Raw genomic sequence first — 24,614 nt, 5'->3', positions numbered from 1 at the left:
TCAGACAGTCACGGATTGCCGCGGGGCGGTGGTGGCATCTGGCTTGGGCGCGGTCACTTCGGTCTCCCATTCTGCGAGGATCTCGCGCTGGCGGCGCATCACCGGGCTTTCGGCCAGATCGGTGGGTGTGCGGAACAGCCCCGAGGATGCCGGCCGCGAGGACCAGCTGATGATGAAGGGGGCAAGCAGCATTGGCAGCAGAACAGGCAGCATCCAGACCACCAGCCCCGGAGCCAGCGCCCAAGTGCCCACAAGGCCCAGAATGCCGGTCGAGACAACCCAATGGCTGGTCGCCCATGCGTCGCGGATCGACAGGCGGGCATCGCCCCGGTTGTTGGTGGGCCAGCCGCCATCGCGGCCCAACAGCACCTGAAACACGCTGCGCGTCTGATAGGCCAGCAGCACCGGCGCCGAGAGTGACGAGAACAGAAGTTCCGCCAACATAGAGGCGAAGGCCCGCGCCGCGCCTCCAAAGCTGCGGGCGCGTCCGCTCATGGCGGCATGCAGGGCCACGGCGAATTTCGGCAGGATCAGCAGACCGAAGACCCCGATGGCCAGACCGATCGCCTTGGCGGTTTCGGCCTGCGGAAAGACCGGAAAGGGCCAATAGGGTTCGGGGAAGTAATCGGGCGGCGGCGCGAAATAGGGTGCCGCAATCGAAGCCAGCATGAAGCCGATCCAGAACAGCGGCGAGATATAGGCCATGATGCCTTGAAAGAACACGAACCGGCTCCAGGGTTTCAATCCGGGGGCGGGCAGCAGGCGCACATGCTGCAGATTGCCCTGGCACCAACGCCTGTCGCGCTTGGCGTGATCGACCAGATTTTCCGGGCCTTCCTCGAAACTGCCGCCCAGATCATCATCCAGCCGCACGCGCCAACCCGCACGGGCCAGCAGAGCCGCCTCGACATAATCATGGCTCATGATATGTCCGCCGAAGGGGGGCTTGCCCTTCAGTTCCGGCAAACCGCAGCTTTCGGCAAAGGCGCGCACCCTGACCATGGCGTTATGGCCCCAGAACGGGCCGGTGCGCCCCTGCATCATGGCCAATCCGCGGGCAAAGACCGGCGAATGGAAGGCCGCCGAAAACTGCATGGCGCGGCCAAAGCGAGTGGTCGCGCGTGTCACCACGGGCAAGGTTTGCAACAGACCAAGGTCGGGTTCGGCCTGCATCCGGCGCGCCATCTCGACAATGGTTGCGCCCTCCATCAGGCTGTCGGCATCCAGGATCAGGGCCAGATCATAGGCCGCGCCGGATTTCTGGATGAAATCCTCGATATTCCCGGCCTTCTTGCCAGTATTGGTTTCGCGCCGGCGATAGAACATGCGCCCTTGGGCACCGCGATCCTGCACCAGCCGCAGGAAGCAGAGCCTTTCGCGTGCCGCAATCGTTTCATTCCGGCTGTCGGACAGGATGGCGATATGGAACAGATCGCCAAAGCCCGTGGCCTGCAGGCTTTCATCCATCGCGGCGACCCGCGAGAAGGTGGTGACCGGGTCTTCGTTATAGACCGGAACCAGCACCACGCAGCGCGCCATCAGCGGGTCATGAAGTTGGGTGGCGGGCGGCTCGGCACGGGTGGTCAGGCCCATCAGGCCCTGAACTGCACCCCAGGCCAGCCACCAGGTGGAAATCAGTATCAGCAGGGCGCGGACAACATCGATGATATCGACGCCATCCGACCAGCCGAACTGCAAGAACAGCATGAACGCCCCCGCTGCCGCCAGCAGCGAAAGCACAATGGCCACCCCGCGTGGCAGGGCGGCCCGGTCAATTGCGTAATCACGCGCAACAGCGGCGCGCGGAGGCAACATGGATCAGAGTTCCTGCCGGGGCGCCATCAGCAAGACCAGACGGGCCAGAAGCCCGCGCGGCGACAGGCCAAGCTCGGCCTCGAGCACCTGTTTCGGCATGGCAAGCGGTGCCGCGACAGGGGTGCCCAGATCCTGCACAAGCCGCGCGACATCGGCGGCAGAGAGGCTTTCAAGGGTCTGCATCACGCGTTTATCCACTGATAGAGCCAGGTTTCCGAAAGTTTGCGGCCGTAACCCGCGATATGCGCCACCAGTTCCACGGTTGCGCCTTCATCGGCCTTCACATCGATGACCAGCCGCCAGACATCGCTGCCCCAGACGCGCTGGAAGCTTTGCGACACGATCTCGCCACCCTGCACCGATACCACCGGTTCGATATCCGAATCCGCAGGCAGCGGGTTCAACGGGCCGCCGGTGAAATCGACCACGAACTTGCGGGTATTATCGGCGCTTTCCACGCCCGACACGCCGCCCAGACCCGACCGGGTTTCCAGCACATGGGCCACATCGGTGATGGTCTCCACCGGCAGGTTGCCCCACCGCAGGCGATAGCTGTATTCGCGCGCGTCGCCAGCCTTGACCGGGGTTTCCGGTGACCAGCAGGCGACAATATTGTCGTTCACTTCAAGATCCGACGGGATCTCGAACAGGCGCACGATACCCTTGCCCCAATCGCCGATCGGTTCCACCTCCAGCGAAGGGCGGCGTTCATAATGCGCTTCGCTGTCCTGGTAATGTTCCCAGACCCGATCCCGCTGATGCAGGCCGAACGACCGCAGGCTTTGTTCGACGAAATACGATCCAGCCAGGCGCGGCGGGTTGTTCAGCGGCCGCCACAGCAGATCGCCATCGGTGCGGGTGATGCGCAGGCCATCGCTGTCATGGACCTGCGGGCGGTAATCGTCGAACTTGTGACGGTTGCGCTCGGAATACAGATACATCGAGGTCAGCGGCGCAATGCCAAGCTGTGCCACATCGGCCCGGAAGAACAGCCGGGCGGTGACCTCCATCAAGGTTTCTTCGCCCGGGCGGATGACAAAGCGATAGGCGCCTGTCACGCTGGGTGACTCAAGCGCGGCATGAACCACGGCTTCTGTTGCGCCGGGCGCTGGTTTTTCGAGCCAGAACGCGGAAAAGCGCGGAAACTCTTCGGCCACATCGGTCGCGGTGTTGATCGCCAGCCCACGCGCCGACAGGCCATAGCCCGAAGCCCGGCCAAGCGCGCGGAAATAGGACGCGCCAAGGAAGGCCACGACCTCATCCATCACATCGGGCCGGTTCAGCGGGTAATGGAACCGGAAGCCCGCAACGCCGGGCATCTTCTCGCCTGCCGGAACCTTGGCCGCCAGTTCGTTCAGAAACCGGAAGTCATCGGTGGTGAAACCCATTTCCGAGGCGAGGCCGTTTTCGACCTGATACATCATGACCGGTTCGGCAAACAGCCAGCCCATCGGGAAGGCATGCACCTGGAACCGGCCATTTGCATCGTCACGCCAGCGCGCCCGTTCCGGGTTGTAGCTGACCAGACGGTAATCATCGTATTTCAGCCCGGCAAAAAAGCCGCCGATCTTTTCTGGCGCGACATAGGGCTGTGCAGCCTTGTCCTTCATCTGCTGGGTCAGCAGATCGAACGAGAATTGCTGCGGCGCAGCATTGGCCGGCGCGGCGGCGTCCTGCGCTTGCGCGGCGAGGGGAAGGCCGACAGTCGCTGCCAGCGCGAAGCTGGAGGTGGCCGCACGAATCAGAGCGCGACGGGTAGGCTGTGACACGGCATCAGGGCCGAAGGACATGGCAGAAATTCCAGCATTCTTGGGGTGGCAGCGGGCCAGCCCGATCTGGGCTGCTATATGCGTGACACAGGCGAATTTGCAAGATCGCCTCAATGGATCGTGTTTTCCTGTGCAGCTTTCCGCGCGGCTGTGGCGGGCTTGCCAATGGCTTCGGCGGAACCTTGCGCAATTTGCACCTGCAGCACAATTTTATTGCAGTTCGCGCACCGTCCAACACCTTGTCGGGGCGAAGTGATTCCCCGGTCTGCCTACCAATGCGGCGGTTTCTGATCGGCCAGGGGAATCGCCCCGGCCAGCGACTCGCGCTCGGCCTCCCGCTCCATCAGCAGCCCGACGCGGCGCTTCAACTGGTCGATCTCGCGCCCCTGGCGGGTGACCATGTCGGACAGGTCTTCGACCATGCGCGACAGATGCGCCATCTGTTCTTCGATTCCGGTCATGCGGTCCATTGCCGTCTCCGTGCTTCGGGGCGCGCCGCCCTTGTTCTGACAGATGCCATCCGCTAAGGCAGACCCGATTGCAAGCGAGGCCGCCCGATGTCGAAAGATAAACCCGCCCGCCGCCCCAAGGCCGAACCGCCCAAGGGCTTCCGCGATTATTTCGGGGCGGAGGTCACCGAACGCAAGGCGATGCTGGACCAGATCGCCGGGGTTTACCATGCCTATGGATTTGATCCGCTGGAAACTTCGGCGGTGGAAACCGTGGAGGCGCTTGGCAAGTTCCTGCCCGATGTGGATCGCCCCAATGAGGGTGTCTTTGGTTGGCAGGACGAGGACGAGCAATGGCTCGCCCTGCGCTATGACCTGACGGCGCCTCTGGCCCGCGTGGCCGCGCAGTTCCGCAACGATCTGCCCTCGCCCTATCGCCGCTATGCCATGGGGCCGGTCTGGCGCAATGAAAAGCCGGGGCCGGGGCGTTTTCGTCAATTCTATCAATGCGATGCCGATACTGTCGGTTCGCCCACCGTCGCGGCGGATGCCGAGATTTGCGCCATGCTGTCGGATGCGCTGGAGGTGGTTGGCATTCCGCGCGGCGATTACATCGTGCGGGTGAACAACCGCAAAGTGCTGAATGGCGTGATGGAAGTGGCCGGTGTTCTGGACCCGAGCGACCCGGCCCGCTTTGAGGCCGAGCGCGGCATCGTGCTGCGCGCCATCGACAAGATCGACCGTCTGGGCGATGCGGGTGTGCGGGCGCTTCTGGGCGCGGGCCGCAAGGATGAGTCGGGTGATTTCACCAAGGGCGCGGGCCTGTCGGACGAGCAAGCCGAGGTCGTGATGGCTTTCATGGCCGCCAAGCGCGACACGGGTGCGGCCACCGCCGCGCGGCTGCGCGAGTTGGTGGGTGGCTCGGTCGCCGGGCTTGAAGGCGTGCAAGAGCTTGAAACCATGGCCGAATTGCTGGATGCGCAGGGCTATGGTGCGGATCGCATCGTGGTGGATCCCGGCGTGGTGCGCGGCCTTGGCTATTATACCGGCCCGGTCTTCGAGGCCGAGCTGACCTTTGAAATCCTTGACGAAAAAGGCCGCAAGCGGCAGTTCGGCTCGGTTTCGGGCGGCGGGCGCTATGATGATCTGGTGAAGCGCTTCACCGGGCAGGCAGTGCCCGCCACCGGCGTGTCCATCGGGGTGGATCGCCTGCTGGCGGCGTTGCGCGCCAAGGGGCGCGTGGGTGCAGCGGCGCCCGGCCCGGTGATTGTGACCGTGATGGATCGGGACCGGATGGCCGATTACATGGGCATGGTGGGCGAGCTGCGCCGCGCGGGTATCCGCGCCGAGGCCTATCTGGGCAACCCGAAGAACTTCGGTAACCAGTTGAAATATGCAGATAAACGCGAAAGCCCTGTGGCGGTGATCCAGGGCGGCGACGAGGCGGCCAAGGGCACCGTGGTGCTGAAAGACCTGGTCCTGGGCGCCAGGATCGCGGCTTCGGCCACGCTGGAGGAATGGAAAGACCGCCCGGCGCAGGTTGAGGTGGCGCGCAGCGACCTGGTCGCGGCCGTGAAACGGATGCTGGCGCAATGACCATCACGCCGGAAACCCGCGCCGAGGCCGAGCGGCTGTTTGCGGCCTTGCGCGCGGCGGGCGCGGTTCCGGTTGAGGCCGATGTGCTGCAACCGGCGGAAACGCTGCTGGATCTGTATGGCGAAGACATTCGCGCCCGCGCCTATGTGACCCAAGACCCGCTGCGCGGTGAAATGGTGCTACGGCCCGATTTCACCGTGCCGGTGGTGCAGGCCCATATGCAGGGCGGGGCGGAACCGGCGCGCTATTGCTATATGGGCGAGGTTTTCCGCAAGCAGGATCATCTGGGGCCGCGCGCCAATGAATATCTGCAGGTCGGATTCGAGGTGTTCGACCGCGATGCCATTGCCGCCGATGCCGAGGTGTTCGCGCTGTTTTCGCGGCTTTTGCAAGGGCTTGGCCTGCGCCCGCTGACCGGCGACATTGGTATTCTGCTGGCCGCCATCGAGGGGCTGACCACCAACCCCCGGCGCAAGGCGGCGCTGCGGCGGCATGTCTGGCGGCCACGGCGCTTTCGGGCGCTGCTGGATCGGTTTGCGGGCCGGGCCGCCATGCCCCCCGAACGCGCGGCGCTGCTGGAGCGGCTGAAATCCAACGATATTGCTGGATTGCTGGAAGAAGCCGGGCCGCCAATCGGCCTGCGCAGCGCGGACGAAGTGGCCGAACGCGCGCAGGCCTTGCTGGAAGATGCGGACACACCGCCCATTGCCGCGCCTGAGGCGGCCCTACTCTATGACCTGATCGGTCTGGCCGCCCCGGCAGAGGCGGCTTTGCTGCACATGCGCGGGATTCAGCCCTTGATGCCAGCGATTGCCGGGGCTGTTGACAGGTTTGCCGCCCGGTTGGAGGCGCTGCGCCGCCATGGAATCGACACGGCCACCTTGCCTTTCGAGGCCAGCCATGGCCGAACCACGCTGGAATATTATGACGGTTTCGTCTTTTCGTTCCATGGCATGGCCGAAGACGCGCCGCCGGTAGCTTCGGGCGGGCGCTATGATGCCCTGACTGCAATCCTTGGGGCGGGCCGGTCGATCCCGGCTGTGGGCGGCATCATCCGCCCCGCGCGGGTTGCCGCGCTGAAAGGAGCCGAGGCATGAGCCTGAAAATCGGCGTGCCGTCCAAGGGGCGGCTGATGGAAAAGACCTTCGAATGGTTCGGCGCGCGTGGGGTGACCATGGCCCGTACCGGGGCAGAACGCGAATATTCCGGAGAAATTCAAGGTGTTGATGGCGCTGAACTGGTGCTGCTTTCGGCGGGGGAAATTCCGCGTGAACTGGCGGCGGGGCGAATTCACCTTGGGGTGACCGGTTCGGATCTGGTGCGCGACAAGCTGGCCGATTGGGAAACACAGGTGGCCGAACTGAGCTTGCTGGGCTTTGGCCATGCCGATCTGATCATCGCTGTTCCTGCCGCATGGATCGACGTGGACAGCCTGGATGATCTGGATGCTGTGGCCGCAGCCTTTCGGGCACGGCACGGCTTCCGGCTGCGCATTGCCACAAAATACCACCGGTTGGTGCGTGACTATCTGACAGCCAACGGCGTTGCGGATTATCAGTTGGTGGATAGCCAGGGTGCGACCGAAGGCACGGTGAAGAACCTGACCGCCGAGGCAATTGCCGACATCACTTCGACCGGCGAAACCCTGCGTGCCAATCACCTGAAAATTCTGACCGGTTCGGTCGTGCATCGCAGCCAGGCGACGCTGTTCCTGTCACGCCGGGCGGAATGGGGCGCGGCCACACAGGGCGTGCTGCAAGCACTGGCCGCGCGGCTGGGTATCGACGCACCAGTCATGTAATGCGGATCGGGCCGGGTTCAGACCGGCAAGCCCGAATCCGCCTTCAACTGGTTCATCACGATCTGGCTTTGCACGCGTGCCACTGCCGGATGCGGCAGCAGGCGGCCATGGATCAGATCGTTCAGCGCGGGCAGGTCTTCGCACCAGACGCGCAGCATGTAATCGGCCTCGCCCGTCAGGGTCCAGGCGGCGACCACTTCGGGCAAGGTGCTGACAAGGCTGGCAAAGCTGCGGGCGTTGTCGGCGTTATGTGCTGCCATCTGCACCTGCACGAAGGCCTGCACCGCAAGACCAAGCGCCTCTGGGTCAAGCCGGGCGACGTAGCCGGTGACAAAGCCCTCGGCCTCCAGCCGCTGACGGCGGCGTGCAATCTGGCTGGGTGACAGGTTCAGCACGTCGCTGAGTTCCTGCGCGGTCAGCGTGGCATTTTGCTGCAGGGCGTCCAGCAGACGGGAATCAATGTCATCCATGACGGGAATCGCTTCGCATGAAAGTGGGATTTCATGCGTGATATTCGCAGAAAATGGCCGGATTGTCACGAAGAATGCGCGCAGTGCGCATGATCGGTGAGCTATTCTTGTCAGGCGAACAGACCTGAAAGGAAACGCCATGGGCCCCTTCCCGCATCATGCGCCGCGTGCTGTCATCTCTGCCGAAAATCCCGCCGGGACTGACGGGTTTGAATTTGTCGAATTCGCCCACCCCCAGCCCGATGAATTGCGGGCGCTATTTGCACGAATGGGCTACGCCCTGACCGCCCGTCACAAGACCAAGGCGATCGAACTGTGGCAGCAGGGCGACATCACCTATGTGCTGAATGACGAGCCCGGCAGCCATGCCCGCAATTTTGTCGATGAACATGGCCCCTGCGCACCGTCGATGTGCTGGCGGGTGACCGATGCGCAGCATGCGTTCGCTCATGCGGTGAAAAACGGCGCAACCGCCTATGAAGGCCCGGGCAAGGCGCTGGACCTGCCTGCAATTGTGGGCATCGGCGGGTCGCTGATCTATTTCACTGACGCCTATGGCGAGGCGAATCCCTATACCGCCGAATTCGATTTCATCGCCGCGCCCAAGCCCAAGGGTGTGGGGTTCTACTATCTCGACCACCTCACTCATAACGTCTTCAAAGGCAATATGGACAAGTGGTTCGATTTCTATGGCAAGCTGTTCAACTTCCGCCAGATTCGCTTTTTCGACATTGAAGGCAAGTTCACCGGGCTGTTCAGCCGGGCGCTCACCTCGCCCTGCGGGCGGATCCGCATTCCGATCAATGAAGATCGCGGTGAAACCGGCCAGATCGTCGAATACCTGAAGCGCTATAACGGTGAAGGTATCCAGCATATCGCCGTGGGCAGCGATGATATCTACAGCGCCACAGACGCGATTGCGGACAAGGGCCTGAAATTCATGCCAAAACCGCCGATGTCCTATTACGAATTGTCGAAAACCCGGGTTGTCGGGCATGATGAACCCATCGAACGGATGGCCCAGCATGGCATCTTGATTGATGGCGAAGGTGTCGTGGATGGCGGCGAAACCCGTATCTTGCTGCAGATCTTCTCGAAAACCGTGATCGGGCCGATCTTCTTCGAATTCATCCAGCGCAAGGGCGATGACGGGTTCGGCGAGGGCAACTTCCGCGCGCTGTTTGAAAGCATCGAACAGGACCAGATCGAACGCGGCGTGCTGAAGGCTAGCTGAAAACAGGGCGGGGGGCCTTGAGCCCCCCGCCGAACGTTCTGGAACCCTGATCCAGGCGGATCGTTCAGGCCGGATGGCGCGCCTTTTCAAACGCTTCGGCCAGAACTGCATCATCACCGATATGGTTCATCAGAATCAGGATCAGCCGGGCATTCAATGCGTGGCTTTCCGCCTCGGTCAGGCCTTCATGCGTGGCGATCAGCCGGGCATAGCTTTCGTCAGGCCGGGTCAGATTGGGTGAGGTGACAAGCATCAGTGGTCCTTTCCGATCGCGCGTCCCAGGGCGGCAATGACGGCGCTTTCATCAAAGCGTTCCCAGCGGGCAACAACATGTTGGTCCGGGCGGATCAGGTACACCGCCGTGGCCGCTTCGCCCAGATAGCGCGCCCGCAATTCGGGTGTTTCGGGCAGGGCAAGTTGCGGCACTGTCATGCCATGGGCGACGATCTCTGTCGGGGCAGTTGCCCCGATGGTCAGAAGGGTAAAGCCGGTGCCGAGCCGGTTAAGAAGCCAGCCATCGGTTGTGGGGGCATCGGCGCAGGGGCTGCCCGGGCGGCTTCGTGCTGGCATCAGGGGATGATCCGGCCCGTTCAGCGCCGATCCATCATAGGTGCAGGGCAATGACAGGCGACCCGAATTCACCACGCTGCGCGCAAAGGGCAAATGTTCGGCCAGGGTCAGCACCGCATTGCGGAACAGCTTGGACACCGGCGTCTTGGGGGTGATGAAATCGGTCGCGCGGGTGGAGTTCAGGATATTTTCATCCGCACCATGCACTCGCTCGGCATCATAGCTGTCGAGCAGGCTTTCGGGCGCGATTCCTTGCAACACCAGCGCCAGTTTCCAACCCAGATTGTCGGCGTCCTGAATGCCGGAATTGGCCCCGCGCGCCCCGAAGGGCGAAACCTGATGCGCGGCATCGCCCGCAAACAGCACCCGGCCATGGCGGAAACGCTCCATCCGGCGGCACTGGAAGGTGTAGATCGAACACCAGTCAAGTTCATAGTCCACATCCGGGCCCAGCATGGCGTCAACACGGGCGCGGATATTGGCAGGTTCCAGCTCTTTCGCACGGTCGATGTTCCAGCCCAATTGGAAATCGATGCGCCAGATGTCATCGGGTTGTTTGTGCAGCAGCGCCGAATCCCCCGATTTGAAATGCGGCTCGAACCAGAACCAGCGTTCCGTCGGGAAATCGGCCTTCATCTTTACATCGGCGATCAGGAAGTTGTCCTCGAACACCCGACCGTCAAAGCCAAGGCCCAGCATCCCCCGCACCGGGCTGCGTGCGCCATCGCAGGCGATCAGCCAGTCGGCCGTGATCTGGTAGGGGCCATCCGGCGTGGCAATGTCGATCACCACATGGTCGCCAGAAGGGCGCACCGCATCCACCCTGTTGCGGCCACGCAATTCGATCGGGGCGCCCTCGGACTGTGCGGCGACGATCGCATCATGCAGGAACTTTTCAAACCAGGGTTGCTGAAGGTTGATGAAGGCGGGGAAGGCATGCCCGCCTTCCGGCAGCAGGTTGAATTCATACAGCAACCGGTCATCATGGAAGACCTTGCCAAGGTTCCATTGCACACCCTTGTCCAGCATGGGTCTGGCCGCGCCAAGCCGGTCGCAGATTTCCAGCGTGCGCTTGGCAAAGCACAGCGCCCGGCTGCCAAGCCCCGCGCCTTCATGGTCATCCAGCAGAACGACGGGCACGCCACGGCGGCCCAGATCAAGTGCAGTGGCAAGCCCGATGGGGCCACCGCCCACGATCACCACGGGATGCCGCACGGGTGTTGCTGCGGTCTGATCGGGCGATGGGGCATAGGGATACAGGCGGAACGCCAGTGCATAGCGTTCCGGAACGAGATCTTTCATGGTGTCCTCCCTGACCTGCGCTCAGCCCTGCAATGCGGCCCACATCTCCAGATCGCGTGCGGCGGTCCAGATGCGCGGATGGGCAATGCCGCGCGCTTCGTCATAGGCCCGGGCCACATTGAAGGGCAGGCAATGTTCGTAGATTGCGTAGTCCTTGAACTTGGGGTCGCATTCGGCGCGCACCGCATCCCAGGCCTCTTTCAGGTTGCCGCCCCGTGCCACAATGCGGGCCACCGGCCTGTAGGTGCTTTCGACAAAGTCCTTCGTCCGGTCCAGTGCGGCATTCACCGCCGCGCGCCCCACGACCGCATCGCCCCGGCCCGGTGCAATGGCGTCCAGGTCATAGGCGCGGATCGCCTCCAGCGTCGTGCCCCAATCGGCAAAATGGCCATCGCCGCAATAGCAGGCCGAATGCGCCTCCACGATATCGCCGGTAAACATGACATTGGCATCCGGCACATGGATCACGGCATCGCCCGCCGTATGGGCGCGGCCCAGCTGCAGAATATCCACGCGGCGCTTGCCCAGAAAGACGCTCATCCTGCCATTGAAGGTTGTGGTGGGCCAGGTCAGGCCGGGAATGCTTTCATGGCCCTGAAACAGGCGCGGAAAGCGCTGGAATTCGCTGTCCCAATCTTCCTGCCCGCGCTCTGCCACCATATTGCGCGCGGCTTCCGACATGATGATCTGGCCCGCCCCAAAGGCCGAGGCCCCCAGCACGCGGACCGCATGGTAATGGGTCAGCACAACGTGGCTGATCGGCTTGTCGGTGACACTGCGGATACAGTCGATCACCTTCTGTGCCAGCCGGGGCGTGGCCTGCGCCTCTACCACCATCACGCTGTCATCACCGATGATGACGCCCGAATTCGGATCGCCTTCTGCGGTAAATGCGTAAAGCCCATCACCGATTTCGGTAAAGCTGATCTTCTTTTCTGACAGGTCACCCTGCGAGGCAAAGGCCTTGGCCATGGTCAGTTCCTTTCATAGGGGTTGGCAAGCGCGGGCAGCACCTGCCCGACACATGCGCCAAATCCGATCCGGTATCCGTCACCCTTGCAGCTGCCGCGCAGGGTCAGTGTGTCATGGTCCGCGATGAAGCTGCGGCTGCCGCCATCGACGGGGAAGGGCTCCTTGCCGCCCCAGCTCAGTTCCAGCAGGCTGCCCCGGCTGTCCCTGGTCGGGCCGGAAATCGTGCCAGACCCCAGCAGATCACCGGTATTCATCGCGCAGCCGCTTGTGGTGTGATGCGCCAGTTGCTGGGCAGCGGAATAGTACATTTCGGCGTAGCTGGTGCGGCTGATCACCGTCTCGGCGCCGCCTTCGGGCGTCAAGGCGACCTCCAGCGCGATGTCATACAACATCGGACCCGGTTCCTGCAGATGCGGCAAGAGCGGCACCTCGCGAGGCGGGGTCGCAACGCGGAACGGCTCCAGCGCGGCTTTCATCACGATCCATGGGCTGATCGATGTCGCCGTCGCCTTGGATTGGAACGGGCCGAGCGGCTGGTACTCCCAGGCCTGAATGTCCCGTGCCGACCAGTCGTTCAGCAACACATAGCCAAAGATCATCGCATCGGCCTCGGCCACGGTGACCGGCTGGCCATGTTCTGACGGCACGCCGACCACGGCACCGATCTCCAGCTCGATGTCAAACCGGGCCGAAGGCGCAAAGCGCGGTGTGGCATCGTCCGGCCGCTTGATCTGCCCCCAGGGACGCCGCACAGCGGTGCCCGACACCACAACCGAAGAAGCCCGCCCGTTATAGCCGATGGGAATATGCAGCCAGTTCGGCGGCAGCGCATTTTCAGGCCCCCGGAACATGGTGCCGACATTGAAGGCATGGTGTCGGCCTGCATAGAAATCGGTGTATTCCGCCACAAGAAACGGCATGTGCAACTCGACCTCGGACAGGGGCAGCAAATGCGGCTCGACCTGCGCCCGGAAGCGCGATCCTTCCGCCAGCGCCAGCGTGACCTGTTCGCGCAGGGCCGCCCAGACTTCGGGGCCTGCCGCCATCACCTCGTTCCAGAACGGCACATCCAGCAGCGGCCCGCCGTCCAGCCCCAGAAGCCCGGCTTCTTCCAGCCCGGTCACATCCAGCACCCGGTCGCCAATGGCCATGCCGCAGCGCGGTTCGCCCTCGCCATGGGTAAACACACCACAAGGCAGGTTGTTCAGCGGAAAGGGGCACTCCGCCGCATTCGCGCTTTCAACCCAGCTCCGCATCAAGCCCATCGGCTTCTCCTTTATCTTGGTCCAAATATCCCGGGGGGTGCGGGGGGCTGGCCCCCGCCTTCGGGTCACTTCAGGCCCGGTGTGCCGTCGAACTTCTTTTCCAGGCTGCCCCAGCAATCAATGTAATCTTCTTGCAGGTGGCCCGCCTGGGCCGCGAACGGGGTCAGATGCTGCGGGAAACGGGTTTCGAACATGAAGCTCATCGTATCGGCCTGGAAAACCGGCACCATTTCTTCGTGCGACGCGTGTTCAAACGCATTGCGGTCCGGGCCATGGGGCAACATGCAGTTATGCAGGCTCATCCCGCCCGGGACAAAGCCCTTTGGCTTGGCATCATAGATGCCATAGATGTTGCCCATCAGTTCCGACATGACATTCTTGTGGTACCATGGCGGGCGGAAGGTGTTTTCTGCCACCATCCAGCGTTCGCGGAACAGCACGAAATCGATGTTCGCCGTGCCCTCGATGCCCGACGGTGCTGTCAGCACGGTAAAGATGCTGGGATCGGGGTGGTCGAACAGCACCGCGCCGACCGGGCAATAGGTGCGCAGGTCGTATTTGCAGGGCGCATAGTTTCCGTGCCAGGCCACCACATCAAGCGGCGAATGGCCGATCTTCGTTTCGTGGAACTGGCCGCACCATTTGACAGTGACGGTCGAGGGCACTTCGCGGTCTTCAAACGCCGCGACCGGTGTCTTGAAGTCGCGCGGGTTGGCCATGCAATTGGCCCCGATCGGCCCCCGCCCAGGCAGGGTGAACTTCTGGCCATAGTTTTCGCAGACAAAACCGCGCGCCGGGCCTTCCAACACCTCGACCCGATAGACCAACCCACGCGGCAGGATGGCGATTTCCTTCGGCTCCAGATCAATGACCCCAAGCTCGGTGCAGAAGCGCAGCCGGCCTTCTTGCGGAACAACCAGCAATTCCCCATCGGCCGAGAAGAAATAGGCATCCTTCATCGATTCCGTCACCAGATAGACATGGCTTGCCATGCCGGTCTGGGTGTTCACGTCGCCTGCGGTCACCATGGTGCGCATGCCGGTGATCCAGGTCAGCGGTTCTGCCGGCACCGGCAGCGGGTCCCAGCGATATTGGCCAAGGCTGATGATGTCGGGATCAATGCAGGGCGCCGATTTCCACAGCGGCACCTCGATCTTGCGGAAGCGATGGGTGTGCTTGACGCTGGGGCGGATGCGGTAGCACCAGGTTCTTTCGTTCTGGTGGCTGGGCGCGGTGAAGGCGGTGCCGGACAGTTGTTCGCCATAAAGCCCGTAATTGCAGCGCTGCGGGCTGTTCATCCCCTGCGGCAATGCGCCGGGCAGGGCTTCGGTTTCGAAATCATTGCCGAAGCCGGGCATATAGCCCTCGTGCGGGCCGAGGTTGGTCACTGCGCGGACCATTCCGGCAGGCAGGGCATGGCTGGTCATCGGATCCTCCTTGCGACGCGCCGAGGGGCGGGCATGTTCGAGTCGTATTAATAGTTGCACATGCAACCATGTCAAGCTAAAAGCTGAATGTCAGATGCGGCGATGGGGGCGGCGATGAATGTGGTTTTGCATGACTACTGGCGGTCGTCGGCGGCTTATCGGTTGCGTATCGCATTCAACCTGCTGGGCCTGCCCTATGTCAGCCGCCCCGTCGATTTGCTGGCGGGCGACCAGCGCGGGGCGGACAATCTGGCCCGCAATCCGCAGGGACTGGTGCCCACGGTCGAGATGGACGGGCTGACCCTGACCCAATCGCTGGCCGTGCTGGAATATCTGAATGAAACCCGTGAGGCGGGGTTCCTGCCGGCCGATGTGGCGGGCCGGGCGCGGGTCAGGGCATTGGCCTATGCGGTGGCGATGGACATTCATCCGGTCTGCAATCTGCGGGTTGCCCGCCATGCTGTCGGGCTTGGCGGCGCTGCAACCATGGAGGGCTGGATGCAGCATTTCATCGGGCTTGGGCTGGAAGGGCTTGAGGGGATGCTGATGCAGGATATGCCCGGGCAGGTCTGTCATGGCGACCGGATCGGGCTGGCCGATATCTGCCTGATGCCGCAGCTGTACAACGCTGACCGTTGGGGCGTGGCGTTGGACCGCTTTCCGCGCATCGCCGCCATCGGAGCGCATCTGGCCACAATCCCGGCCTTTGCCGCCGCCCATCCCGACCTGTGCAAACCCGTGGCGTGACAGCGCCCTGTCCCTGTGGCACTTTGCGAAAAACGAACCACAGGACAAAAGATGACCCTGCCGGCCGACAGCGATTCATTCGATCTGGAACGCTTCCTGCCCTATCTGCTCAATCAGGCGGCCGAGGCGACCTCACATTCCTTCCATGCCACCTATCGGCAGGATTACGGCATGACCCGGACGCAATGGCGGGTCATGGCCAATCTGGGCAAGTTCGGCGCGATGACCGCCCGCGATATCTGTGCCATCAGCCATATCGAAAAGACCAAGGTCAGCCGCGCCGTGGCCGCGCTGGAGGTTGAAGGCTGGTTGAGCCGCGCCACCAGCCAGCAGGATCGCCGTGCGGAAATCCTGTCGCTGACCGATGCCGGACGTGACGTGTTCCGGCGGTTGGGCCAGCGCGCCATCGCCTATGATGCCGATCTGCGCAGCCAGTTGGGAGCCGAGGCGGCGACCCGGCTGGAGACCGTTCTGCGCAGCCTGATCGCGCAAGCCGGACAGGGTGAAACAGCAGAGGATTGACCATGACGACGCGCATTGCCCGGCTGGAAACCTTTGCCACGGAATTCGTCTGTTTCGTGCGTCTGACCGCCGACAGTGGCGAGGTGGGGTGGGGCCAGACCTCGACCTACAATGCTGACATTGCGGCGCAGGTCTTTCACCGGCAGATCGCGCCCTGGGCGCTTGGCGCTTCGACCGGCGATATTGCCGGGCTGATCCATCTGATCGAACGGCGGGAACACAAGTTTCCCGGCAGCTATCGGGCCCGGGCTCTGGCCGGGCTGGATACCGCCCTGTGGGACCTGCGCGGCAAGCAGGAAGGCAAGGCGGTGGTTGAATTGCTGGGCGGCAAACCCGGTCCGTTGCGCGCCTATGCCAGTTCGATGCGCCGCGACATTACCCCCGAGGCGGAGGGGGAACGGCTGCTCCGGCTCTGTGCCGAGCAGGGGTTCACCGCCGCCAAGTTCCGCATCGGGGCGGAATGCGGGCAGGATGTTGATGAATGGCCGGGCCGGACCGAGGCGATCATTCCCCATATGGCAGGGATACTGGGTGATGGGATCGACAAGCTGGTTGATGCCAATTCCGGGTTTTCCGTCGCCCGCGCGGTTCAGGTGGGCCGCTTGCTGGAAGATCACGGCATCTGCCATTACGAAGAACCTGTGCCCTATTGGGATCTGGATGCCACGCGCGCCGTGACGGATGCCCTCAACATCGACGTGACAGGGGGCGAACAGGATTGGGATATGGCGACCTGGCGCCGCATGATCCTGATGGGCGCCGTTGATGTGGTGCAGCCCGATGTGATGTATATGGGCGGGATTGCCCGCACGCTGGAAGTGGCGGCCCTGGCCGCGCATCATGGTCTGCCCTGTACGCCCCATGCCGCCAATCTGTCGCTGGTCACCATGTGTACCATGCATCTGTTGGGCGCGATCCCCAATGCAGGCAAGTATCTGGAACTGTCGATCGAGGGGGATGACTATTACCCGTGGCAGCGCGATCTGTTTCTGGGCACCCCTTTTGCGGTGCAGGCAGGCCATGTGACCATTCCCGACAGCCCCGGCTGGGGAGTCGAAGTCAATCCGGCATGGCTGGAAAAGGCGAACTATGCCGAAAGCGCGCTCGGCAGTTTCCGGCCCAGTGCCTATGGCGCGCTTTATCATAAACTATAGGGGGGCCCCGCCCCGCATGACGGGGCAGAGCGATCTGACGGCGATGGTTATTCGGCCTCGTCTGCGGGCTTGGCGTTCAGCAGGCCGTATTTTTCTTCGCCCAGCTTGTCGAACAGGCCGATCTGGGTTTCGAGGAAATCGATGTGCCCTTCTTCATCCGCAATCAGTTCGTCGAACAATGCGCGGCTGACATAATCGCCCACGGCATCGCAATGGCGGCGCGCTTCGATGTAGAGTGTCCGGGCATCATGTTCGCCCGCCAGATCACAGTCCAGCGTTTCGCGGATGGTCTGCCCGATACGCAGGGGATCAAGCTTTTGCAGGTTCGGATGGCCTTCCAGAAAGATGATCCGCGCAATCAGCCTATCGGCATGGCGCATTTCCTCGATGCTTTCGGCGCGGGATTTGGCGGCCAGTCGGCCAAAGCCCCAGTCTTCCTGCAGGCGATAATGCAGCCAGTATTGGCTGACGGCGGTCAGTTCTGACCGCAGGGCTGCGTTGAGATAGTCGATGACCTTTGCGTCGCCCTTCATGACGGGTTCCCTTCGTGCTGGATGCTGCGTTGAGACCTGGCTGAGGCGGTGAGCCGTGGCTTGGTGCATCGCGGAAAGGTAGAACCGACCATGGCCCCTGTCCATGGGGTTGGCAGGAAATACGAATATTTCCAATTTCTTACAGAATAAATCGGTTATCCGGCAGCCAGTTGCACCGGCCGCAGAAGGGGCGGGCGGGCCGGGCTGTCGGGCACCTGAAACCCGTCGCTGCGCCGCATCGTGTTCAGAAACAGCGTCATGCAGCCTCCGCAATCGGCGCGTTTGCCAAGGGCATGATAAATCTTGCCCGGTGTCACGATGGTTTCCGGGTCGGCGGCGCGCATCCAGCCCACAGCGGCGCGGATGTCATGGTCGGTGATGTTCATGCAATGGCAGACGATCATGCGCGGAAATCCTGCGAAAGATCCCGGGCAGCCGAACGGGAGGGGCTGCCCGGGAGGCGCGACGGGTTACTGGAACACCGCCGACGGGTTGTCGAGACTGTCGGAGCCTTCGAAAGCCACACCTGCAAGCCCCAGAACTGTGACGGCGCGTTCGATGCTGGCGGTCTGGGTGACAAGGGCATTCACCGCATCCAGGATGAGCTTTTCACCGGTGGTATTCCCTGCCTCCAGCATCTGATCATAGGCGAGGCCTTCGTCTGCCGCCGCCTTCAGCGCCGCCAATGCGGCAACAGAGGCATCAAGTTCGGCCTTGAGCCGGGTATCCACTGCACCGTCCTTGGCCGCGACCAGTTCCGACAGCGACGGCCCCGAAACCGTGCTGCCATCCGGGCGGGTGTAGCTGCCCAGATAGACATTGCGGATGCCGAGCCCGTCATAATAGTGGCTGTTATGGGTGTTGTCGGAGAAGCAGTCATGCTCTTCCTCCGGGTCGTTCAGCATCAGCCCAAGCTTCATCCGTTCGCCCGCCTGTTCGCCGTAGGACAGGCTGCCCATGCCGGTCAGCATGGCCTGTACGCCCGCCGCCGGATCGGCCATCACGGCCTGACGCGCGGCACCGTTTTCGGCCCAATTGGCAACCATTTCCTCCAGATCGGCCACCAGAAGATCGGTCGAAGCTTGCAGATAGGCGGCACGGCGGTCGCAATTGCCGCCGCTGCAGCCATCGCCCTGAACGAAATCGCTTGCCGGGCGGTTGCCTGCGCCGGGTCCGGTGCCGTTCAGGTCCTGCCCCCAGAGCAGGAATTCAATGGCGTGGTAGCCCGAGGCGACATTGGCTTCGATCCCGTCCGCTTCATGCAGAGTGCCCTTGATCAGCGCGGGCGTGATGTGGGTCGCGTCGATTTCGGTGCCTGACAGGGTGAATTTCGGTGTCGCGATGACGTTCAGCACTGCAAGCGGGTTCTCTTCCGATTGGCCATAGCTTGCATCGACATAGTCGATCAGGCCTTCATCCAGCGGCCAGGCGTTCACGCGGCCTTCCCAATCATCCACGATCGGGTTGCCGAACCGGAAGACCTCGGTTTGCTGATAAGGCACCCGCGCGGCAAGCCAGGCCGCGCGCGCCGCATTCAGCGTGTCATCCGATGGTGCGGCGATCAACGCCTGAACGGCGCCCTGCAGCGCCTGCGCCGTGGTCAGGCTGTCGGTGTAACCCGCCAGCGCGATATCGGCATAGGTCTGCAGCACCTCGGCCTCGGTCACCGCGAAGGCGGGCAGGGCGGAACTGGCAAGCAGGGCGGCAAGGCAAAGGCGTTTCATCTGGTCTTCCGTTATTTGGTGAGGATGAGTTTCCCGGCGCGGGTGATGCGCAGCGAATAGACCTGATCGTTCAGGACGATCCGGGCCAGATTGCCGCCCTCAGTCAGGCGGATCGCGTCATGGCAGGGGGTGGTGTCGGCGGCCAGCAGCGTGGCGGTGTTCACTTGCATGTTCATTTCTGCATCTCCATCCGGTCGAGAAGGGCCGAGAGGTCCGGTGTCACGGGCATCAGCCCCTCCAGCGTCTGGCGCAGCAGTTCGTGCACGGGCAGGGCATGTGCCGGCTTCGCAAAAGGGCCGGGCGGGTTCGCTTTCATGATCGGTCCTCGGGTGTGGTTCGGGCGGTCCGGGCTGACCCGAGGCGGGTTGGCTTGGCTTTCGGCAAAGGTGACAAAAATACTTGGCATTGTAAAGTCTGATTCTTTTGCTTGGTTATTTTCGAGCGACCGAACGCAGCCCCTGCCGCCGATGCGCCATAGATTTGCCATCTGACAGGGGCAGGGGTGTTGCGAAGCGGCACTATCGCCGCACCGGCCGGTCGGGTATTGTCTTGTCACGCCGGGGGGCCAGAAGGGTTGGAAGAATGAAGACAGGCGCGCTCGCGGCGGCGATCACAGTGATGGCCATTGCCTTGGCATTGGTGCCCGGACAGGGGGCTGCCGAAGGGCGGGTCAATCTTGGATTTGCGCGGCTTTTCACGAATGATGCGCTTGGTGACACCCGGGACCGTTGGCGCACAGGGGCCTATATGGTCAGCCAGTTTCGCGCGCCCGCCTGGCACGGCGCGGCACCTGCGCAGTTCGGCGAGTTGCTGGAATACCGGCTGCGGGCGGAAATCATCGCGCCCGCAAGCCTGACCGATCCGACGCCAGACCGTCGCTATGCCGGGGTGATCGCGCCGGGCATCGCCACCCATTTCAGTCTGGGGAAGGCCGAGATGCGGGTTGGTGCGGAACTTGTGTTCACCGGGCCACAAACCAAGGTCGGTTCCTTCCAGCGCGAAGTGCACGAGCTTTTGGGGTTGGATAGCCCGACTGTGCTGGACAGCCAGATCCCCAATGGTGTGCATCCGACGCTGCAGGCGGAAATCGGTCGCGACTACCAGTTGGGCGACCGGACCCGGCTTCGACCCTTTGTCGAAGCGCAGGCTGGTGCCGAAGATTTTCTGCGGGCCGGGGCGGATATGGTGATCGGGCGTTTCGGTGCCGAAGGCCTGTTCACCCGTGACACGGTGACGGGGCAACGGGTTCTGGGGATCGTCTATGACGAGGTGCCGGGATACAGCCTGACCCTGGGCGGAGATGTGACGCGGATGTTCGACAGCATCTATCTTCCGGCCGGAGGCAGCGCCGAGATGTCCGAGACCCGCACCCGGCTGCGGGCCGGGGTGCATTGGCAGGGCGAGAAGTCCGAAGCCTTTTATGGCCTGACCTGGCTCGGCGAGGAATACGAGGCGCAACCCGAAGGGCAACTGGTCGGTTCGCTGCGCCTGCGGCTAAGGTTCTGACCCCCTATCCTTACGATAGTTGCTGCTGCGGACGCATTTGTCACATGTGGGACAGATTGTTGCGCGCAGGGCATAGTCAAAGCCGAATCCTGCTGTTAATCTGTCGTTAATAAAAAAACAAACGAGCAGGCAGTCAGGCATGAAAACGGGCTTTAAGGGCACGTTTGTCATTTCCTGGTCGCAGACAGAAACAGATGGAGTGCGTGCGGCGACGCTCGATGTCCTGTCAGTCGGGGCATCCTGGCGCTGGACGGGTGTGCCGGTCCGGGTGGACGGGCCGCAATCTGTGCTGATTCTGGATGGGGCCGAGGGGGCAGCGGAAATTCGCAGGCGCGCGGCGCGCATGGTGCGCCGGCTTGTCGGGGCATCTTTGGGGCGGTCGGCCCTGACCGGGGCTGGCCCGACCGAGCCCGATCTTCCGGACGAACCCGAACAGGGGTTCATCGTGACGGATGGCTTGCAGAGCTATGCGGTCACGCTGATCGATGTGCCCGATACTGGGGCGCGGCTGGTGATGTTCGTGGGCGAAGCGCCCCCGCCGGATCGTGATCTGTGGGTGGTGCGGGTGGCGATTGACCGCACGCATAGTGGTGCCGGTGCGCGTCAGGCGGGCGGTGTGATCTGCTTTACCCCCGATACCCGCATCGCAACCCCTGATGGGCCGCGTCTGATTCAGCACCTGAGGCCCGGCGATCGCATCCTGACCAAGGATAACGGCCCGCAAGAGATACTGTGGACCGGGCATCGCCGCATGTCGGGGGCGCGGCTATATGCCATGCCGCATTTGCGCCCGATCCGGTTCCGGGCTGGCGCGCTCGGGTCAGGTCGCCCGGATGGCGATCTGCTGGTTTCGCCACAGCATCGTATGGTGTTGCGTGGCCCTGCGGCCCAGACGCTGTTCAACAGCCCCGAAGTTCTGGTGGCGGCCGAAGACCTGCTGAATGATGGCAGTATCACGGTGGATCATGCGCTGCGCGAGGTGACCTACATTCATATCCTGCTGGATCGTCACAACATCGTCTTTGCCAATGGCATGGAAAGCGAAAGCTTTCACCCTGCGAACACGGCGCTTGATACGATCGAGGAAAGCCAGCGCAAGGTTCTGCTGTCGCTGTTGCCAGGGATCGAAGCCACCCCCGACCGCTATGGTGATTATGCGCGGCGCAACCTGTCTGCCTCGGAGGCGGCGATCCTGCGGCATGACATGGCCGCGTAACAGCACCGTCACATCGCCTTCAGACAGGGCGTTGACTCCGCGCGCCCTCTCTGTATAAGCCCGCCACAGTCCCGGAAGCAATTCCGGGGCTTTTCATTGGTGTTGGTGGCCCCCGCAAGGGGATGACCTGTCGCCCCGACCGCCGCAAGGCGCAGGGGAAAGGACAACGCCCTTCGTAACGCCCCGAGGCCCGGAATGCGCATGCCGCATGACGGAACCGCCAAAGTGGCAAACCTGCAGAAGGAGATCAGCGATGACCAAACGCACCGCTGCCAAGTACAAGATCGACCGCCGCATGGGCGAAAACATCTGGGGCCGCGCCAAGTCCCCGGTGAACAAGCGTGAATACGGCCCGGGCCAGCATGGCCAGCGCCGCAAGAACAAACTGTCGGATTTCGGCACCCAGCTGCGCGCCAAGCAGAAGCTGAAAGGCTACTATGGCGACCTGACCGAAAAGCAGTTCCGCAAGATCTATGCCGAAGCCGAGCGCGTGCGCGGCGATACCGGCGAGATGCTGGTGGGTCTGCTGGAGCGCCGTCTGGACGCGGTGGTCTATCGCGCCAAGTTTGTTCCGACCATCTTCGCTGCCCGCCAGTTCGTCAACCACGGCCATGTGACCGTGAACGGCGCCCGCGTGAACATCGCGTCCTACCGCGTCAAGGAAGGCGACATCATCGCCGTCCGTGACCGTTCGAAGCAACTGGCCATCGTGCTGGAAGCCGTGGCGCTGACCGAACGCGACGTGCCGGATTATCTGGAAGTGGATCATTCGAAGATGACCGCCAAATTCGTCCGTACACCGGGCCTGGGCGATGTGCCCTATCCGGTCGTCATGGAACCGAACCTCGTCGTCGAATACTACGCGAAGAACTGATCCTTCGCGGAACTTGTACTTCGGGAAAGGGGCTCATGCGGTGCATGGGCCCCTTTTTCATGGTCGAAGCCCGCTGTTCAGCCTTGATTCATTGACTTCCGCTCACGCGACTGTTATCGGCGACGGCAACCGCCGTGCCTTGTGTCCAGGTGGTATCACCTGGTGACCGGGCCCCTCTGGCAGATGTTTCGGCGCGTCTGCGATGTCGGCACCACAGGTTCAAAACGCCGATGGATCGCCTTCCAATGCCCAATCCGACCCCGCGTCCCGCGCGTGCCTGCCCCCTTGTCCGGGAGGCCCGGCAATGACCATGGCCATGGCCCCGCAGAAATCCATGCTTGCCTATCTGAAATGGGCCATCATCTCGACCGTCATCGGCCTTGCGCTTGGTGCGGCCCTTGGCTGGCAGACCGAACATACGGTGGCCGGCATGCTGAAGGTCTTCTTCATCTGTGCCGTTCTTGCGGTTCTGGAGATTTCGCTTTCCTTCGACAATGCCATCGTGAATGCCAACAAGCTGAAGGACATGACCCCGGTCTGGCAGCAGCGCTTTCTGACCTGGGGTATCCTGATTGCCGTGTTCGGTATGCGGATCATCTTCCCGCTGCTGATCGTGGTGATCGCGGCCAATGTCGGCCCCTGGACTGCCATGGTGATGGCGGCCAGCCAGCCCGAGGAATATGCCCGCATCATGCATGATGCGCATCTGCCCATCGCGGCCTTTGGCGGCACATTCCTGATGATGGTGGCCCTTGGCTACTTCGTGGACGAGGAGAAGGACATCCACTGGATCCACTGGCTGGAAAGCCGCATTTCGCGCTATGCCAGCGTGAAGGGAATTGAGATCGCCTTCGTCCTGACCGTGGCGCTGCTGTTCTCGCGCCTGCTGGAGGGAGCAGACCGTGACCTGTTCGTCTATTCTGCCATCTATGGCCTGCTGACCTTCCTGCTGGTCGAGGTTCTGGGCGGATTTCTGGACAAGTCACAGGAAACCGCATCGGCCGCCGCCAAGGGTGGATTGGGGGCCTTCCTCTATCTTGAGGTGCTCGATGCCAGCTTTTCATTCGATGGGGTGATCGGAGCCTTCGCGCTCAGCCAGAATCTGTTCGTCATTGCGATCGGGCTGGGGATTGGCGCGATGTATGTGCGATCGATGACGATCATGCTTGTCGAGAAGGGCACCCTTGCCGAATACCGGTTCCTGGAACACGGGGCCTTCTACGCCATCCTGATCCTGTCGGTGATCATGTATTTCCAGACGCTGGTTCATATTCCCGAAGTCATCACCGGATTGGGGGGTGCGGGTCTGATCGGGATCGCGCTGTGGTCCTCGATCCGGTGGAATCGGCGCGAGGCGGGTACGATCTGAGGAGACAAAGGCCGGGCGATAGCCCGGCCTTTGTGTTTTGAAGCCGGTCAGACTAGGGCAAACCGGCCCAAGACGGGCCGCGGGGCCGAGTCGGTGCGGGCAAACCGTCACTGAGTCGGCGCCAGGATCGTCTGAACTGGGCCAACGGCCCCGATGCCGGTTCCAAAGCGGTAAACTATCTGTAGCAATATCAGTTAGTTACAAGAAAAGTTCATCATCCTGTCATTTTTGGTCTTGCGGGTATTTGTTGATGGGCCTAGATACCGGCTCACCGAAACGGCGGGGACGCTGGAGAGGGG

26 protein-coding genes are annotated in these 24,614 nt (G+C 62.6%); 11 read left to right on the top strand and 15 right to left on the bottom strand.

Translation table 11 applies throughout. The annotated features are described in order from the left end of the window. From mdoH to V6590_RS10240, 4 genes are all read right to left on the bottom strand, one after another. Positions 1-1,815 (bottom strand): glucans biosynthesis glucosyltransferase MdoH, encoded by a 1,815-nt coding sequence (gene mdoH, locus V6590_RS10255; RefSeq protein ID WP_335422578.1) that lies wholly within the window; start codon positions 1,813-1,815, stop codon positions 1-3. A 3-nt stretch (positions 1,816-1,818) separates the two neighbouring features. Continuing rightward, positions 1,819-1,998, bottom strand: a complete 180-nt coding sequence (locus V6590_RS10250; RefSeq protein WP_335422576.1) for a hypothetical protein — start codon at positions 1,996-1,998, stop codon at positions 1,819-1,821. Further along, positions 1,998-3,605, bottom strand: coding sequence for an OpgD/OpgG family glucan biosynthesis protein (locus tag V6590_RS10245; RefSeq protein WP_335422574.1), 1,608 nt, complete (start codon positions 3,603-3,605; stop codon positions 1,998-2,000). The genes V6590_RS10250 and V6590_RS10245 overlap by 1 nt, the downstream gene beginning before the upstream one ends. 248 nt (positions 3,606-3,853) lie before the next feature. Further along, a complete protein-coding gene (locus V6590_RS10240) occupies positions 3,854-4,045 on the bottom strand; it encodes a SlyX family protein (protein WP_434063252.1) in 192 nt (63 codons plus the stop codon). A 96-nt stretch (positions 4,046-4,141) separates the two neighbouring features. Between V6590_RS10240 and hisS the strand changes: the two genes are divergently transcribed. The 3 genes from hisS to hisG are packed head-to-tail and all read left to right on the top strand — an operon-like array spanning position 4,142 to position 7,430. Next, on the top strand, positions 4,142-5,629 hold the full coding sequence (gene hisS / locus V6590_RS10235) for a histidine--tRNA ligase (RefSeq protein ID WP_335422569.1): 1,488 nt from the start codon (positions 4,142-4,144) through the stop codon (positions 5,627-5,629). Then, on the top strand, positions 5,626-6,726 hold the full coding sequence (locus V6590_RS10230; protein ID WP_335422567.1) for an ATP phosphoribosyltransferase regulatory subunit: 1,101 nt from the start codon (positions 5,626-5,628) through the stop codon (positions 6,724-6,726). Before hisS ends, V6590_RS10230 begins: the two co-directional genes overlap by 4 nt. Next, complete coding sequence (hisG, locus tag V6590_RS10225; protein WP_335422565.1) at positions 6,723-7,430, top strand: ATP phosphoribosyltransferase; 708 nt, start codon at positions 6,723-6,725, stop codon at positions 7,428-7,430. Before V6590_RS10230 ends, hisG begins: the two co-directional genes overlap by 4 nt. Positions 7,431-7,447: 17 nt before the next feature. On the opposite strand, the gene V6590_RS10220 is transcribed toward hisG, so the two are convergent. Continuing rightward, entirely contained in the window at positions 7,448-7,900 is a 453-nt protein-coding gene (locus tag V6590_RS10220; protein WP_335422562.1) for an Lrp/AsnC family transcriptional regulator, read from the bottom strand. A gap of 139 nt (positions 7,901-8,039) precedes the next feature. On the opposite strand from V6590_RS10220, the gene hppD reads away from it, so the two are divergent. Further along, positions 8,040-9,134 (top strand): 4-hydroxyphenylpyruvate dioxygenase, encoded by a 1,095-nt coding sequence (gene hppD / locus V6590_RS10215; protein ID WP_335422561.1) that lies wholly within the window; start codon positions 8,040-8,042, stop codon positions 9,132-9,134. Between the two features lie 64 nt (positions 9,135-9,198). On the opposite strand, the gene V6590_RS10210 is transcribed toward hppD, so the two are convergent. The 5 genes from V6590_RS10210 to hmgA all read right to left on the bottom strand — a co-directional run bounded on the left by V6590_RS10210 (position 9,199) and on the right by hmgA (position 14,670). Further along, on the bottom strand, positions 9,199-9,387 hold the full coding sequence (locus V6590_RS10210) for a DUF2783 domain-containing protein (protein ID WP_335422558.1): 189 nt from the start codon (positions 9,385-9,387) through the stop codon (positions 9,199-9,201). Then, positions 9,387-11,006 (bottom strand): FAD-dependent oxidoreductase, encoded by a 1,620-nt coding sequence (locus V6590_RS10205; protein ID WP_335422556.1) that lies wholly within the window; start codon positions 11,004-11,006, stop codon positions 9,387-9,389. The genes V6590_RS10210 and V6590_RS10205 overlap by 1 nt, the downstream gene beginning before the upstream one ends. Before the next feature lie 21 nt (positions 11,007-11,027). Next, on the bottom strand, positions 11,028-11,978 hold the full coding sequence (locus V6590_RS10200; protein ID WP_335422554.1) for an MBL fold metallo-hydrolase: 951 nt from the start codon (positions 11,976-11,978) through the stop codon (positions 11,028-11,030). A gap of 2 nt (positions 11,979-11,980) precedes the next feature. Next, positions 11,981-13,243, bottom strand: coding sequence for a fumarylacetoacetase (gene fahA, locus V6590_RS10195; RefSeq protein ID WP_335422551.1), 1,263 nt, complete (start codon positions 13,241-13,243; stop codon positions 11,981-11,983). Between the two features lie 65 nt (positions 13,244-13,308). Next, entirely contained in the window at positions 13,309-14,670 is a 1,362-nt protein-coding gene (gene hmgA / locus V6590_RS10190) for a homogentisate 1,2-dioxygenase (RefSeq protein WP_335422550.1), read from the bottom strand. Between the two features lie 87 nt (positions 14,671-14,757). Between hmgA and maiA the strand changes: the two genes are divergently transcribed. The 3 genes from maiA to V6590_RS10175 are packed head-to-tail and all read left to right on the top strand — an operon-like array spanning position 14,758 to position 17,093. Then, positions 14,758-15,417 (top strand): maleylacetoacetate isomerase, encoded by a 660-nt coding sequence (gene maiA, locus V6590_RS10185; protein ID WP_335422548.1) that lies wholly within the window; start codon positions 14,758-14,760, stop codon positions 15,415-15,417. Positions 15,418-15,468: 51 nt separating this feature from the next. Beyond that, positions 15,469-15,939 (top strand): MarR family winged helix-turn-helix transcriptional regulator, encoded by a 471-nt coding sequence (locus tag V6590_RS10180; protein ID WP_335422546.1) that lies wholly within the window; start codon positions 15,469-15,471, stop codon positions 15,937-15,939. Positions 15,940-15,941: 2 nt separating this feature from the next. After that, positions 15,942-17,093: a mandelate racemase/muconate lactonizing enzyme family protein gene (locus tag V6590_RS10175; protein ID WP_335422545.1), complete on the top strand. Its 1,152-nt coding sequence runs from the start codon at positions 15,942-15,944 to the stop codon at positions 17,091-17,093. Positions 17,094-17,140: 47 nt separating this feature from the next. On the opposite strand, the gene bfr is transcribed toward V6590_RS10175, so the two are convergent. The 5 genes from bfr to V6590_RS10150 form a co-directional block, all read right to left on the bottom strand. After that, positions 17,141-17,626, bottom strand: a complete 486-nt coding sequence (bfr, locus tag V6590_RS10170; RefSeq protein WP_335422543.1) for a bacterioferritin — start codon at positions 17,624-17,626, stop codon at positions 17,141-17,143. Between the two features lie 155 nt (positions 17,627-17,781). Continuing rightward, the gene (locus tag V6590_RS10165) at positions 17,782-18,030 is read right to left on the bottom strand and encodes a (2Fe-2S)-binding protein (RefSeq protein WP_335422541.1); all 249 of its coding nucleotides are present in this window, start codon (positions 18,028-18,030) and stop codon (positions 17,782-17,784) included. A gap of 66 nt (positions 18,031-18,096) precedes the next feature. Beyond that, entirely contained in the window at positions 18,097-19,350 is a 1,254-nt protein-coding gene (locus tag V6590_RS10160) for an imelysin family protein (RefSeq protein WP_335422538.1), read from the bottom strand. An 11-nt stretch (positions 19,351-19,361) separates the two neighbouring features. Next, entirely contained in the window at positions 19,362-19,520 is a 159-nt protein-coding gene (gene hemP, locus V6590_RS10155) for a hemin uptake protein HemP (RefSeq protein WP_335422934.1), read from the bottom strand. Between the two features lie 2 nt (positions 19,521-19,522). After that, a complete protein-coding gene (locus tag V6590_RS10150) occupies positions 19,523-19,837 on the bottom strand; it encodes a hypothetical protein (RefSeq protein WP_335422537.1) in 315 nt (104 codons plus the stop codon). Between the two features lie 95 nt (positions 19,838-19,932). Between V6590_RS10150 and V6590_RS10145 the strand changes: the two genes are divergently transcribed. The 4 genes from V6590_RS10145 (at position 19,933) to V6590_RS10130 (ending at position 24,315) form a co-directional block, all read left to right on the top strand. After that, positions 19,933-20,856, top strand: a complete 924-nt coding sequence (locus tag V6590_RS10145; RefSeq protein WP_335422535.1) for a lipid A-modifier LpxR family protein — start codon at positions 19,933-19,935, stop codon at positions 20,854-20,856. Between the two features lie 139 nt (positions 20,857-20,995). After that, positions 20,996-22,072, top strand: coding sequence for a Hint domain-containing protein (locus tag V6590_RS10140; protein ID WP_335422533.1), 1,077 nt, complete (start codon positions 20,996-20,998; stop codon positions 22,070-22,072). 253 nt (positions 22,073-22,325) lie between these two features. Continuing rightward, a complete protein-coding gene (rpsD, locus tag V6590_RS10135; RefSeq protein WP_335422531.1) occupies positions 22,326-22,946 on the top strand; it encodes a 30S ribosomal protein S4 in 621 nt (206 codons plus the stop codon). Positions 22,947-23,256: 310 nt separating this feature from the next. Continuing rightward, complete coding sequence (locus V6590_RS10130) at positions 23,257-24,315, top strand: DUF475 domain-containing protein (protein ID WP_335422932.1); 1,059 nt, start codon at positions 23,257-23,259, stop codon at positions 24,313-24,315. The last annotated feature ends 299 nt before the right edge of the window (positions 24,316-24,614 follow it).

Origin of the sequence: Gemmobacter denitrificans, assembly GCF_036964905.1 — a bacterium.
GTDB classification, from domain to species: Bacteria; Pseudomonadota; Alphaproteobacteria; order Rhodobacterales; family Rhodobacteraceae; genus Gemmobacter; species Gemmobacter denitrificans.
Note: the sequence above shows the minus strand (reverse complement) of the source record. Positions and strands in the feature narration are given on the sequence as shown.